The 12539-nt window shown below is 42.1% G+C and carries 12 protein-coding genes and 2 pseudogenes; 10 read left to right on the forward strand and 4 right to left on the reverse strand.

Going from position 1 to position 12539, the window contains the following annotated elements; translation table 11 throughout:
- Window positions 1-141 (reverse strand): annotated as a pseudogene (locus tag B4J23_RS04035) (acyltransferase); the annotation flags it as partial.
- Between the two features lie 253 nt (window positions 142-394).
- Here B4J23_RS04035 and B4J23_RS04040 point away from each other — a divergent pair.
- The 9 genes from B4J23_RS04040 (at window position 395) to B4J23_RS04080 (ending at window position 9932) form a co-directional block, all read left to right on the forward strand.
- Complete coding sequence (locus B4J23_RS04040) at window positions 395-1048, forward strand: OmpA family protein (protein ID WP_291358812.1); 654 nt, start codon at window positions 395-397, stop codon at window positions 1046-1048.
- A gap of 136 nt (window positions 1049-1184) precedes the next feature.
- On the forward strand, window positions 1185-3224 hold the full coding sequence (gene rep / locus B4J23_RS04045; protein WP_159124471.1) for a DNA helicase Rep: 2040 nt from the start codon (window positions 1185-1187) through the stop codon (window positions 3222-3224).
- A gap of 65 nt (window positions 3225-3289) precedes the next feature.
- Window positions 3290-3742 carry a dUTP diphosphatase gene (dut, locus tag B4J23_RS04050; RefSeq protein ID WP_004783254.1) on the forward strand — a complete coding sequence of 151 codons (453 nt, stop codon included), beginning with the start codon at window positions 3290-3292 and terminating at the stop codon, window positions 3740-3742.
- 417 nt (window positions 3743-4159) lie between these two features.
- Window positions 4160-5578: a phosphomannomutase/phosphoglucomutase gene (locus tag B4J23_RS04055; protein WP_291358813.1), complete on the forward strand. Its 1419-nt coding sequence runs from the start codon at window positions 4160-4162 to the stop codon at window positions 5576-5578.
- A gap of 10 nt (window positions 5579-5588) precedes the next feature.
- Entirely contained in the window at window positions 5589-6497 is a 909-nt protein-coding gene (gene argB / locus B4J23_RS04060) for an acetylglutamate kinase (RefSeq protein WP_291358814.1), read from the forward strand.
- Between the two features lie 268 nt (window positions 6498-6765).
- A complete protein-coding gene (locus B4J23_RS04065) occupies window positions 6766-7614 on the forward strand; it encodes a class II glutamine amidotransferase (RefSeq protein WP_034434176.1) in 849 nt (282 codons plus the stop codon).
- Between the two features lie 294 nt (window positions 7615-7908).
- Window positions 7909-8364: a bacteriohemerythrin gene (locus B4J23_RS04070; protein WP_004783243.1), complete on the forward strand. Its 456-nt coding sequence runs from the start codon at window positions 7909-7911 to the stop codon at window positions 8362-8364.
- A gap of 159 nt (window positions 8365-8523) precedes the next feature.
- The gene (locus tag B4J23_RS04075) at window positions 8524-9603 is read left to right on the forward strand and encodes a hypothetical protein (RefSeq protein ID WP_291358815.1); all 1080 of its coding nucleotides are present in this window, start codon (window positions 8524-8526) and stop codon (window positions 9601-9603) included.
- Window positions 9603-9932, forward strand: coding sequence for an RnfH family protein (locus B4J23_RS04080; protein ID WP_005221123.1), 330 nt, complete (start codon window positions 9603-9605; stop codon window positions 9930-9932). Before B4J23_RS04075 ends, B4J23_RS04080 begins: the two co-directional genes overlap by 1 nt.
- Window positions 9933-10035: 103 nt before the next feature.
- On the opposite strand, the gene B4J23_RS04085 is transcribed toward B4J23_RS04080, so the two are convergent.
- Complete coding sequence (locus tag B4J23_RS04085; protein WP_004783238.1) at window positions 10036-10434, reverse strand: outer membrane protein assembly factor BamE; 399 nt, start codon at window positions 10432-10434, stop codon at window positions 10036-10038.
- A 112-nt stretch (window positions 10435-10546) separates the two neighbouring features.
- Between B4J23_RS04085 and fur the strand changes: the two genes are divergently transcribed.
- Entirely contained in the window at window positions 10547-10984 is a 438-nt protein-coding gene (fur, locus tag B4J23_RS04090) for a ferric iron uptake transcriptional regulator (RefSeq protein ID WP_004783237.1), read from the forward strand.
- Between the two features lie 66 nt (window positions 10985-11050).
- Here the strand turns inward: fur and B4J23_RS04095 are convergent, their stop codons facing one another.
- Together B4J23_RS04095 and B4J23_RS04100 are read right to left on the reverse strand one after the other, a co-directional pair.
- Window positions 11051-12172, reverse strand: a complete 1122-nt coding sequence (locus B4J23_RS04095; RefSeq protein ID WP_004783234.1) for a PilT/PilU family type 4a pilus ATPase — start codon at window positions 12170-12172, stop codon at window positions 11051-11053.
- A gap of 28 nt (window positions 12173-12200) precedes the next feature.
- Window positions 12201-12539 (reverse strand): annotated as a pseudogene (locus B4J23_RS04100) (twitching motility protein PilT); the annotation flags it as partial.

Here is a 12539-nt window from a genome sequence, read left to right on the forward strand (position 1 = left end):
AGATTTCTTAAAAAGTTTGGTCAGCCCCAAAGCCAGTACGGGTGGTCCATGAAAAAAAGTACTGCCAGTCATGACAGATGTCACCGTGAGGCCACGGGTAAGTTTTTTTAAAGTCGTTTGTTGCTTGCTTTTAGATGACATATAAAAACAGTCCCAGAGAATAATCGTCTAAATTTCATCACATTTTGAACAATATAGAGGGAGTTGAGCGAATAGAAAAGTCCGATCGTTAAACTATGAAGAAACTATGATGAAATTCAGGAAATTGGTTACACATAAACATTATAAAATATTACTAAAAGATTTATTATTAACAAAAATTCAATGGTTATCCCATTATTTTTAAATCATTATCTGGCCTAAGATACAAATTACACTACAAAGGAGGCATGCAATGCGTGCACTATTAATTTCAGCAGCTGTAGCAGGGGCAGTAGCACTTACAGGTTGTCAAACTACTGGCAATAACCTGGGTGGTGTTGAGTACGACAAAACAGCTTTGGGTACAGTAATTGGTGCTGCTGCAGGTTATGGTATTTCTAAAAGTAATGCCAATACTAGCCGTCAAAACAACCGTGCAGCTTCAATTGGTGCAGTACTTGGTGGTGCAGCGGGTGTTTACCTTGACAATAAAGAGAAAAAATTACGTCAAGCGACTGCGGGTACTGGTGTAGATGTAAACCGTAATCCAGACGGTTCAATCAACTTGGTAATGCCTGGTGCGATTACATTTGACACTAACAAGTCAAACATCAAACCAAACTTCTATGCAACATTGAATAAAGTTGCCCAAGTTCTGACTGAAGACAGCCAAAGCGGTATCTTGGTAACTGGTTATACAGACAGCACTGGTAATGACTCAATCAACATTCCATTGTCTCAAGCACGTGCACAATCTGTTGCGAACTACCTTGCTGGTCAAGGCGTAGCACGTACTCGTATCAATGCACAAGGTCTTGGTTCAGCGAACCCGATCGCAGATAACTCAACTGCAGCGGGTAAAGAACAAAACCGTCGTGTTGAAATTGCAGTATATGCTGTTCAGTAATCACTGATTTTGTAGAAAAACCACCTTCGGGTGGTTTTTTTTATGTCTGAAAGATGACGCAGGAAAATGAATTTTCAATTAGGCATCTGGGCATGAGATGACTATAATCGGAGCCGAATCTAGAAGAGGAAGCCATATGTCACTCGCCAGTCAGTTAAATGACAAGCAACTTGAAGCCATGAAATATACTCAAGGACCCTTGTTAGTACTTGCCGGAGCGGGTTCAGGCAAGACCTCGGTAATTACAAGAAAAATCGCGTACTTGGTCAAGCATTGCGGGATTCCGGCTCACCGGATTACGGCCATGACCTTTACCAACAAGGCGGCACGTGAGATGAAAGAGCGTGTCACCAAATTGCTGACCCGAGAAGAAGCCAAAGGCCTTTCAGTCTCGACCTTCCATACTTTTGGTCTGAATCTGCTGCGTTTAGAACTCAAACACACACCGCTAAAAAATAATTTCTCGATTCTGGATGCCGATGACTGTAAGCGGATTCTGATGGATCTGATGCATCGCGATAACTTGTCGGGTGCTGAAAGCAAAGAATTGATTGCCAAAGCGATGAAGATGATTTCGGACTGGAAAAACGATCTGATTCCACCAGAGCAAGCACATACCACCTGTGAAACGCCAGAAGATGTTCAGTTCGCGCATTTATACCAACTTTATGAGCGAAATCTGCGTGCCTATAATGCCGTCGATTTTGATGACCTGATTGTGATGCCAACGCGTCTGTTACAGGAAAATGCTGAAGTTCGGGATAAATGGCAGAACCGTGTACGTTATTTGCTGGTCGATGAATATCAGGATACCAATACGGCACAGTATATTCTGGTGAAATTACTGGTCGGGGTCATGGGGCAGTTCACCGCTGTAGGGGATGATGATCAGTCGATTTACGCCTGGCGTGGTGCTAAACCTGAAAATATGGCGCTTTTACAACAGGATTTCCCGAATCTGAAAGTGATCAAGCTGGAACAGAACTATCGTTCCACTAGCCGTATTCTAAAAGCTGCCAATACCGTAATTGGCAACAACCCGCATATCTTTGATAAAAAGCTCTGGTCAGATAAAGGTCACGGTGAAGTGATTCGGGTCATCACTTGTCGTAATGATGATGATGAAGCAGAACGCGTAGTGAAAGACCTGATCACGCATAAGCTGATGAATGGTAAAAACTGGAAAGATTACGCGATTCTGTACCGTGGTAATTTCCAGGCACGTATTCTGGAAACTCAGCTGCGCCAGATGCAGATTCCTTACAAGCTCTCTGGCGGTCAGTCTTTCTTTGCGCGTGCAGAGATCAAGGACATTATGAGTTACCTGCGTCTGATCATTAACCCGGAAGATGACAGCGCTTTCCTGCGGATTATTAACACACCGAAACGTGCCATTGGCCCGGTGACGCTGGAAAAACTCGGTCTGTTTGCCCAGGAAAATAATCTGTCTCTACTGTCAGCAGCAGGCGATCAGCGTTTAACTATGGTCATTCCAAAGAAAGCAACGACACAACTAGCAGAATTTTCAGATTTCATTAATAACTTTACCCGCAACTTGCTGGAAGACGATGAACCTGTACCGATTATCCGTCAGATGATGGTCGAAGCAGGTTATATCGACTATATCAAGGAATCCGCAGCGACGCCGGCACAGGAAAAAACCAAGCTCGATAATATTGAAGTGCTGTATAGCAGTATTCAGAGCCTAATCAATCGTGCAGAAGATGTTGATGAGAAAAATATCGAAAGTGTCATTCGTAAGATGGTGCTCCTCGATATGCTGGAACAGCAGCAGGAAGAGGAAGATACGGATAAGGTCAACCTTCTGACCTTACATGCTTCTAAAGGACTAGAATTTCCTTATGTCTACTTAATCGGACTGGAAGAAGAAATTCTGCCGCATAAAAACTCGATTGCTGCGGAAACAGTTGAAGAAGAGCGCCGTCTAATGTACGTGGGGATTACCCGTGCGCGTCAGGGCTTGACTATTACCTTAGCGGAACAGCGTAAGGCGGGTGGACAGATGAAGCAGATGACCCCAAGCCGCTTCCTGGATGAGCTGCCAGAAGATGAACTGGAGTGGTTAGGTCGTAAGAAAAAACTTGCAGGCAATATTGATCCAAAACAGCAGGCTCAGCATTATCTGGATAATTTACGTGCCTTGATTAAACGGTAAAAGTAACAGAACGCTACGATTTTGATTCTTTAAATTTTTTGATATTAAACAACAGGAATAAATACATGAAAGTTCAGGTGAAAGTCCTTGATTCACGTCTGGGCCAGGAATGGCCATTGCCGACTTATGCAACGACTGGCTCAGCAGGACTCGATCTTCGTGCATGTGTCAACGAAACGACTGTAATTGAACCAGGTCAAACAGTTTTAGTAAAAACTGGTTTGGCAATTTATATTGAAGATCCAGCATTTGCTGGCTTGATCTTGCCACGTTCTGGTTTAGGTCATAAACATGGGATCGTTTTAGGTAACCTGGTTGGCCTGATCGATTCGGATTACCAAGGCGAGCTGATGGTCTCTGTATGGAACCGTAGTCAAACTGCATTTAGCTTGGAACCTGGTGAGCGTTTAGCCCAATATGTATTAGTCCCTGTGGTACAGGCTGAGTTTGATCTGGTGAATGAATTTGAAGCAACCGAGCGTGGCGCAGGTGGTTTCGGTCATACTGGTAAAAACTAAAATTAAAGGATGACTTAACTTGGATGTTCTGAGTTAAGTCATTTTTTTGTAGTTAGAATCATAGAAATAATAAAAAATAATAGGTTTATTTAATAAACTTTATTCTTGAATTTTATTTTTAATGAAAAATATTTAAATAAATTTTTAGTATCATTTAAAAAGAAAAATACAATCACTTAGAATTTAAGAAAATAGGTAATAAATAATGCAAGAAGTCGTTTTTAGTTAGATTTATTTATTTTACTATTTGTACAAATTAAATACATAAAAGATTAAGAATTATACTTTTATAATTGATTGTCACATTCATTTCATATAAAAATACAGAGTCTTAAAACAAAAACAAATGTTTAAAGTCATGATGATTGCTTAATCATTATTTTATCTCCTTATATTCAATATTGAAAAGAACAGATTATGGGATCCATGAATCAACCCTTTCCGGCTCACATTTTTCGTGCCTACGATATCCGGGGTAAAGTCAGTTTACTCAGTACAGGTGTGATTGATGCTATTGCGCATGGTCTGGCTCAGCAATATCAAACTGCGGGGCAGACTCGGGTTGCGATTGGCTATGATGCCCGAATCAGCAGTCCGGCTTTTGCTGAAACCATTCGTCGTATTTTTCAGGACTATGCTATTGAAGCTGCCATTATCGGCTGTTGTTCCAGTCCGATGTTGTATTACACAGCGCGTCAGTTTGATGGTAATGGTGTGATGGTCACGGCCAGCCATAATCCTAGAGAAGATAATGGAATTAAATGGATTATTGCAGGGGAGCCGCCTTGTCCCGAGATGATTCAGCAGGTCGCACAAAAAGCAAAACTTCATGTAAATAGTTCTTTATCGTGCGTGAATGATTTGCCTCACCAAATTATTCCCGAATTTTGTCTGCAATATCAGCAGGGAATGCTTGAAGATATTCAGCTGAAGCGCCCATTTAAAGTGGTATTGGATGGTCTGAACGGTTCGGCAGGACGTTGTGCCAACTTGGTACTGCAAAAACTAGGTTGTGAAGTTACTGCCTTACGTTGTGAAGCCAATGGGCATTTTCCGGATCATGCGCCTGATCCTTCTCAGGAAGCACATTTACAAACCTTACGTCAGGTCGTCATGCAACAGCAGGCAGATCTGGGTATTGCCCTAGATGGTGATGGGGATCGGTTGGTACTGGTGAATGAACAGGGTGTCATTATTAGTGCTGATCAGCTTCTCTGTTTATTCGCAGAAATTTGTATGAACGGTACAAAAGCATGTCAGTTTGTTTATGACGTTAAATGTTCAACCCTGATTCGCGATACAGTCCAACGTCTGGGCGGAAAACCGGTGATGATTCGTACTGGCAGCTCATTCCTGCGAAAATATCTGGCGCAGTCCCAGCATCAGGCCATTTTTGGTGGTGAATATGCGGGGCATTATGTTTTTAATGACGGACGTGGCTGGGGCTATGATGACGGTCTTTATGCAGCGCTTCGGGTCATGGAATATCTGGACCAGAAAGGTGTGACTTTAAGTGAGGCCTTGCGTGCTTATCCAAAACGTCACGGGACTGAAGACTTATATATTTCCACTCATCAGGTGCAGCCTGTTGAGCTTTTAAACTTTGTTGAGCAGCAATCTACGCAATTAAATGCACAAATCAGTAAAATTGACGGGATACGTCTTGATTTTGATGATGGTTTTGGCATCATTCGAGCATCCAATACGGGTGAATATTTCACGGTGCGCTTTGATGCCAATGATGCACAAGGCCTGAATGAAATTCGACATCTGTTTGTATCCATGTTGCGTGACCGTTATCCACAGATCGCTCAAGACATTTTAGATGCTCAATAAGGAGAGGCGAATGCCAAATCAGCATACAGGCATCGACAAAGCACAAATTTTGACTGAAGCTTTGCCGTATATCCAACGCTTTGCGGGTAAAACCCTGGTGGTAAAATACGGTGGCAACGCGATGACGGATCCTGAGCTGGAAAGCTCTTTTGCACGTGATATCGTTTTATTAAAAACCGTGGGTTTGAACCCGATTGTGGTACACGGCGGTGGTCCACAAGTAGATTCTATGCTGAAACAGCTAGGCCGTGAATCTGACCGTATTGATGGTATGCGCGTGACAGATCCGGCAACCATGGAAGTGGTTGAAATGGTTCTGGGCGGTAGCGTAAACAAATCGATCGTGAACCTGATCAACAAACACGGTGGTCGTGCAATTGGTTTAACTGGTAAAGATGGCAACCTGTTACGCGCCAAAAAGCTATTAATGGAAAAGACGACTGAAGACGGTTCAACTCAGAAAGTGGACCTGGGTATGGTCGGTGAAGTCGTTGGTGTGAAAACTGATGTACTGGAAATGTTTACCAACAGTGATTTCATTCCGGTGATTGCGCCACTTGGTGTCGATGAAGAAGGCAATACCTACAATATCAATGCCGATCTGGTCGCAGGTAAAGTGGCAGAAGCCTTAGGGGCAGAAAAGCTGATTTTGCTGACCAATATTACCGGTGTGCTCGACGAAAATAAAAATCTGCTGACCGGTTTAACGACTCAGGAGGTTGATCGTCTGATCGAAACAGGTGTGATCTATGGTGGGATGATTCCTAAAGTCGGCTGTGCGCTTGATGCAGTAAAAGGCGGTGTGATCAGTGCGCATATCGTGGATGGTCGCGTACCACATGCCAGCCTGTTAGAAATCTTTACTGATCATGGTGTGGGAACCTTAATTACCAACCGTTCCAATCCACATCGTCCATAAAGATAAATTGAATATCAAAGAGTCTCACTTGAGGCTCTTTTTTATTTCCTTTATTTTAAGATTTTGATCACTAAAAATATTAAAGTTAAATTTAAGGTATTCATTTTTAAGCTGAGCTTTGAAACTTAAACTCCTTTTGCTAAATTAAATATAAAAAAATAGTTTATTAGCATTTTTAGCGCATAGCATTGCAATGATCGAGATTTGAAAAGGTTCAGCCTGTGATGCACAATAACATTAAGAATATCCTGTGACCTGAATGAAGATTATGTGCCAGCTACTGGGAATGAATTGTGCGACACCAACAGATATTACCTTTTCATTTCGAGGTTTTTCTCAGCGGGCAGGGATTACCTCAGATCATTCTGATGGTTTTGGGATTGCTTTCTTTGAGGATAAGGCCTGCCGATTATTTGTTGATAATCAGTCAGCTGTTGAATCACCGATTGCAGAACTGGTGCGCAATTATCCAATCAAATCCCGTAATGTAATTGCACATATCCGTAAGGCGACGCAAGGCAAAATTAATCTGGAAAATTCGCATCCGTTTAGCCGTGAATTATGGGGACGACAATGGATCTTTGCCCATAATGGTGATTTAAAAGATTTTTTACCTGAGCTTTCTGGACGTTTTACGCCAGTCGGTAACACTGACAGTGAGCGCGCTTTCTGTTATTTGCTGGATCAGCTGGTAAAACGTTTTGGTTATGATGAACCAAAACTGGATCAGGTTTTTGATTTGCTGGCTGAGATTTCTCCATCCATTGCAGAACATGGAACTTTTAATTTCTGTCTGTCCAATGGTCAGGCATTATTTACCTATGCAACGACTAAACTGCATTGGCTGGTACGTGAATATCCATTTAAGCCAGCCCAACTGATTGATATTGAAGTTGAAGTGGATTTTAGTCAGGTCACCACGCCTGAAGATCGAGTCGCTGTGATTACCACAGAGCCGCTGACACAGAATGAAGAATGGACTGCATTTCAAGAAGGTGAAATGATTTTGTTCAGAGATGGAGCCAAATATCGTTCCCAATTGACACATGTCGCCCGTCTGGAAAGAGAACGTTTGGATCCTTCGCTTAAAAGAGTGACTAAAGCAGATTTATATTAAATCTGGTTAAAATTCGATATTAAAAAACAGGACATCGCTCCTGTTTTTTTGAATTTGATATTTATTTTATAGTGAAATCATTAAAATAAATAAACCATGAAATATAAAATCGATCAAAAAATACTTTATTCTTGTGGTCGGGTTTAAAATATAATTGATTGGATAAACAATGATTTACATTAATTAAGTAGAAAATAAACTGAAAACCAACCGATTTACTTCATTTTTATTTAAATCAATTAGATATATGATCTTTTTCAAGCGATAAATCATTAATATCAATAGGTGGTCGTAATGAAAATGAAATGGGTTCCAGATTATAATACTGGTATCGATGTGATTGACGATCAGCACAAACGAATTCTCGATTATATCAATGAGATTGATGGAATTGATGCCAATACCGATCGTGCTCGTATTAAACAGATTTTAGAAAATATTATTGATTATACCCAGTCGCATTTTACCTTTGAAGAATCACTTCAGGAAGAAGCGGGTTATAAATATCGTGTGCCACATAAACGTGTGCATGATTTGTTTATTAAAAAGATTGAATCTTATCGTGACCGTTTTGAATTGGGCCAATCTATTGAAGCGGAATTACATGAAGTATTATCTAAATGGCTGATCAATCATATTCAGCACGATGACGCGGATTATGTCGGTGCGGTAAAAGAAAATATGATGGGAATCATTAAAGATAAAGAAAAGAAAAAGGGTAAAAACTGGTTTGCCCGTTTCTTCTCATAACTCGATTGTTCTTAAAATAAAGACAAATCGGAAAAATAAAAAATAAAGCTTAATAATAAATTTGCGCAGCAAATCACGGGCATGGTGGTTTGCTTTTTTGTTTTTGATTTTCATCGCCTCACAAGGCAAAATAGCGCTAGATTTTTATAGGAATACATCATGCAGGACAATGCTATGTCAAAATGGTTATCGCCTCTGATGGCTTTCTGTTTATCCTTTCTTATTATTGCGACACTCGCACAGATAACAGGTATTCAGATTGACCGTCAGCTTGATTTCTGGATGTTGTGGTTAGCGACCATGCTAATACTGGCCCTTCCAGTCTGTTATCTGGAAATTGCTCTGGCGAAACGCTCAAAAACCACTGCATTACAGGCATTGTCGAGCCTTACCCGTGAAGCTGATAGTTCTCAGCGCTGGCGGATCGTCGGCTGGCTGGCGGTTGTATTTATTCCGTTCCTTGCGGGTGCGATGCTCAATCATGCTTCTAATGTGATTGCAGTTACCAATTTCGATGTTCAGCAGCCAGTGATTTTTGCGGTGCTGGCAATTGCTGCATTTGTCTTATCGCTGGTGCCACGTTTAATTCTGGTTGGGATTACCACGATCGGCGTACTCGCATCTTTGATCATGGCGAATGTGATGGGAACTGAATTACCGGCTTGGCATGTAACACCCGTCCAATTCGTAGAATGGGGCAATGCCACAGTATTGGCTTTGGTGGCGAGTGGTCTAGGTATGGGGCTATATTGGCAATCAAGTCTGACTGTCGTAAAACAGCAGGATGTTGCGACTAAAACAGCCTTACCGATTTGGGTGGCGCAGCTATTAGCCATCATCGCCTTTGGTTTCTTTGCAGTAAAAGCTGAAATCCCTGCATTTGCTTTAATCGCAGCCATTGTCGCAGCCGCTGCTTTGCTTATGCAAATGGCACGTGAGCAATTACAGCAACGTCAAATGAATATCATCATTCAGTGGGCGATTGTGATTGCTGCCACCTTAGTCTGGTTAATTCCAAATGTTGCTCCAATTTTCAATAATCTGCTGATTCTTTGGGGACTGGTGATCAGTCTGATTTATGCCTTGTTTGCTGGCTGGATCATGAAGATCAGCCATTTACGTAAATCGATGAACTTTAGCTCAGAAGCAGTGTATAACATCTGGCGTATTGCGGTTCGTATTGTCTTACCAGTATCAATTATTCTGGCGATTGTTGCGGTATTAGGACAATTTTTCTGATGACTGAGGCAATGATCTGGGTGGCCTATGCTACCCCGGAACAACAGTTTCATATTGCTGTACCTTTCCAACCCGGCATGACTGCATTGGATGCAATTGAGCAAAGCGGAATCCGTGCACAGGTGGAATTGCCTGAACCTCTGAATCTGGGTATTTTTGGCGCTAAGCTACAGGATCATACCCAGCCATTGGCAGCAGGGGACCGGGTAGAGATTTATCGTGCTTTAACCATTAATCCCAAGGATATCCGCCGTAAACGCGCTGAGAAGAATCCGGTAGGACGTTATGCCAAAGGTAACCGTTTCAAGCAAAATAAACGTTCCGATTAGTGGAATGTGGCTTTATTGAACAGATGGTCTGATTATTTGATAAATCAATCTATTTAATTAAAAAAACCCCTGATCATACAGGGGTTTTTTTATGCAAAAGCGATTATAGTGGTGGGGCATTTAAGATCGCTTCTTTGGAACCTGGTAGACCTGGTTGAGATTCTGGAATGGTTTCCAGACCTTCAATACGCTCTACGATACCAGACTGATTAAAGTAAATTTTTAGATGCTGGCCTTGGGCTGCTGGGATCTTGGCTTTTTTAGCATAAGTTCCTGGGGTATAGTTGTAGATGTAGTCCCAGCGTAGCGGATTGAGCGGATCAGATACTGTTGGACTACCGAGCAGGAAACGCACCTGTTGGTGGCTCATTCCTACCTGAATTTTAGAGGCTTGTGCTTGAGTTAAAGGTGTTCCTTGAGGAATATCAACTTTGTACACACCTAATGTCGAACAGCCGACAAGCAATGAAGTGACGAATAACGTCAGCATGATTTTTTGCATTTTGCTACACTATCCCAAATTAATTATGATGCATTTGATCCAAGGATAGATCATACTGCATCTAAACTTTGTTGCCTATTCCAACTTTGATTTTGTTGAGAGACCTTTTTACATGCCTATTTCAAACCAAGATTTACGAAAAGCTGGACTGAAAGTTACCCTTCCACGAATTAAAATATTAGAACTATTAGAAAACTCTAGACGGCATCACCTTAGCGCTGAAGACATTTATAAGACTTTACTCGAACAAGGGGAAGATGTGGGTCTTGCAACTGTGTATCGTGTGTTAACACAATTTGAGGCAGCAGGGATTATCGAGCGTCATAATTTTGAAAATAATCACTCAGTTTTTGAAATTATGCAGGAAGATCACCATGATCACTTGGTTTGTCAAAATTGCAACAAAGTCGTTGAATTTACAAATGATGTGATTGAACATGAACAGCACGAAGTTGCGAAGAAATTTGGCTTTGCATTGACTGGTCATTCACTTAATCTTTACGGTTATTGTGACGCGCCTGAATGTCAGGAAGCTTACCGTAAGAAATAATTCGACTTTAGGTTGAAACAAAAACAGGCTTTATTAAAAGCCTGTTTTTTTATGCTTTGAAAATGATCAGGTTTGACCATCAAAAGTAATATTGGAATGCGCACGTAATAAATGCTCGCCACCTTCTTCTGATAGTTTGATTTGCAGACGCAGGTCGTTTGGTGAGTCAGCATGTTTTAGTGCATCTTTATAACTAATCTGCTTGGCCTTATACAGGTCATATAATGCCTGGTCGAAGGTTTGCATGCCCAGTTCACGTGAACGTTTCATTAAATCTTTGATCTCATGCACATCGCCTTTACGGATCAGATCCGCAATCAATGGCGAATTGATCAGGATTTCGATCGCTGCGCGGCGGCCATTGCCATCGATAGTTGGAATTAGCTGCTGTGCCACAATGGCTTTCATGTTCAGGGACAGATCCATAAACAGCTGGCTGTGACGGTCGGCTTCGAAGAAGTGAATGATACGGTCGATGGCCTGGTTGGCGTTGTTGGCGTGCAGGGTCGCAAAAACCAGGTGACCGGTTTCCGCAAAGGCAATCGCATAGTCCATGGTTTCACGAGAACGGATCTCACCGATCAGAATCACATCTGGTGCCTGACGCAGGGTGTTTTTCAATGCGACTTCAAAGGAGTCAGTATCGATACCGACTTCACGTTGGGTAATGATACAACCCTTATGCTGGTGCACAAATTCGATCGGGTCTTCAATAGTAATGATATGACCTTTGGAATTTTCATTACGGTAGCCAATCAAAGAGGCGAGGGAAGTCGATTTACCCGTACCGGTTGCACCCACAAAAATAATGATACCGCGTTTAGTCATCGCCAATTCTTTTAGAATAGGCGGTAATTTCAGCTCATCCATAGTCGGAATGACGGTTTCAATACGACGCAGTACCATACCTGGCTGATCGCGTTGCTGGAATGCGCTGACACGGAAACGTGCCGATTTGTCCGGGTTGCTGATAGCGAAGTTACACTCGCGTGTGTCCGCAAATTCCTTGCGCTGCTTCTCGGTCATGATTGAGTTAAGTAGCTGTCCCACAGCTGCACCCGGTAATTTTACCGAGCCAATCGGTACAATCTGACCATTAATTTTGATAGAGGGTTCAACATCGGCTGTAATGAACAGATCCGAGGCCTTTTTCTCTACCATGTAGTTGAGTAAGCCGTTAAAGTCCATGATAAAACCCCAAAAAAATTAATTATTCTTATAAGAATGATTCAGGCTGTTTTGCTGCAGTACGGGCGACTTGCGGACTGATAATACCTCTCGATACCAGCGTTTTCAGGCTTTGATCCAGCGTGGTCATGCCATAGTTGGCACCGGTTTGAATCGCAGAGTACATCTGTGCCACTTTGTTTTCACGGATCAGGTTACGGATCGCCGGAATACCGATCATGATTTCGTGTGCAGCCACACGCCCCCCCCCATTTTTCTTCAACAGGGTTTGCGAAATAACAGCTTGCAGCGATTCTGACAACATGGCACGCACCATGTCTTTTTCTTCAGCAGGGAACACGTCAATCACACGGTCAATGGTTTTTGC

This window comes from Acinetobacter sp. UBA3025 (genome assembly GCF_002367915.1).
Taxonomy (GTDB): Bacteria; Pseudomonadota; Gammaproteobacteria; order Pseudomonadales; family Moraxellaceae; genus Acinetobacter.

Excerpts from the sequence above, each read along its gene's own strand:
- B4J23_RS04080 (WP_005221123.1), top strand. The coding sequence starts at position 9,603 with ATGACTGAGGCAATGATCTGGGTGGCCTATGCTACCCCGGAACAACAG.
- B4J23_RS04085 (WP_004783238.1), bottom strand. The coding sequence starts at position 10,434 with ATGCAAAAAATCATGCTGACGTTATTCGTCACTTCATTGCTTGTCGGC.
- B4J23_RS04040 (WP_291358812.1), top strand. The coding sequence starts at position 395 with ATGCGTGCACTATTAATTTCAGCAGCTGTAGCAGGGGCAGTAGCACTT.
- B4J23_RS04095 (WP_004783234.1), bottom strand. The coding sequence starts at position 12,172 with ATGGACTTTAACGGCTTACTCAACTACATGGTAGAGAAAAAGGCCTCG.
- fur (WP_004783237.1), top strand. The coding sequence starts at position 10,547 with ATGCCTATTTCAAACCAAGATTTACGAAAAGCTGGACTGAAAGTTACC.
- argB (WP_291358814.1), top strand. The coding sequence starts at position 5,589 with ATGCCAAATCAGCATACAGGCATCGACAAAGCACAAATTTTGACTGAA.
- B4J23_RS04075 (WP_291358815.1), top strand. The coding sequence starts at position 8,524 with ATGCAGGACAATGCTATGTCAAAATGGTTATCGCCTCTGATGGCTTTC.
- rep (WP_159124471.1), top strand. The coding sequence starts at position 1,185 with ATGTCACTCGCCAGTCAGTTAAATGACAAGCAACTTGAAGCCATGAAA.
- B4J23_RS04070 (WP_004783243.1), top strand. The coding sequence starts at position 7,909 with ATGAAAATGAAATGGGTTCCAGATTATAATACTGGTATCGATGTGATT.
- B4J23_RS04055 (WP_291358813.1), top strand. The coding sequence starts at position 4,160 with ATGGGATCCATGAATCAACCCTTTCCGGCTCACATTTTTCGTGCCTAC.
- B4J23_RS04065 (WP_034434176.1), top strand. The coding sequence starts at position 6,766 with ATGTGCCAGCTACTGGGAATGAATTGTGCGACACCAACAGATATTACC.
- dut (WP_004783254.1), top strand. The coding sequence starts at position 3,290 with ATGAAAGTTCAGGTGAAAGTCCTTGATTCACGTCTGGGCCAGGAATGG.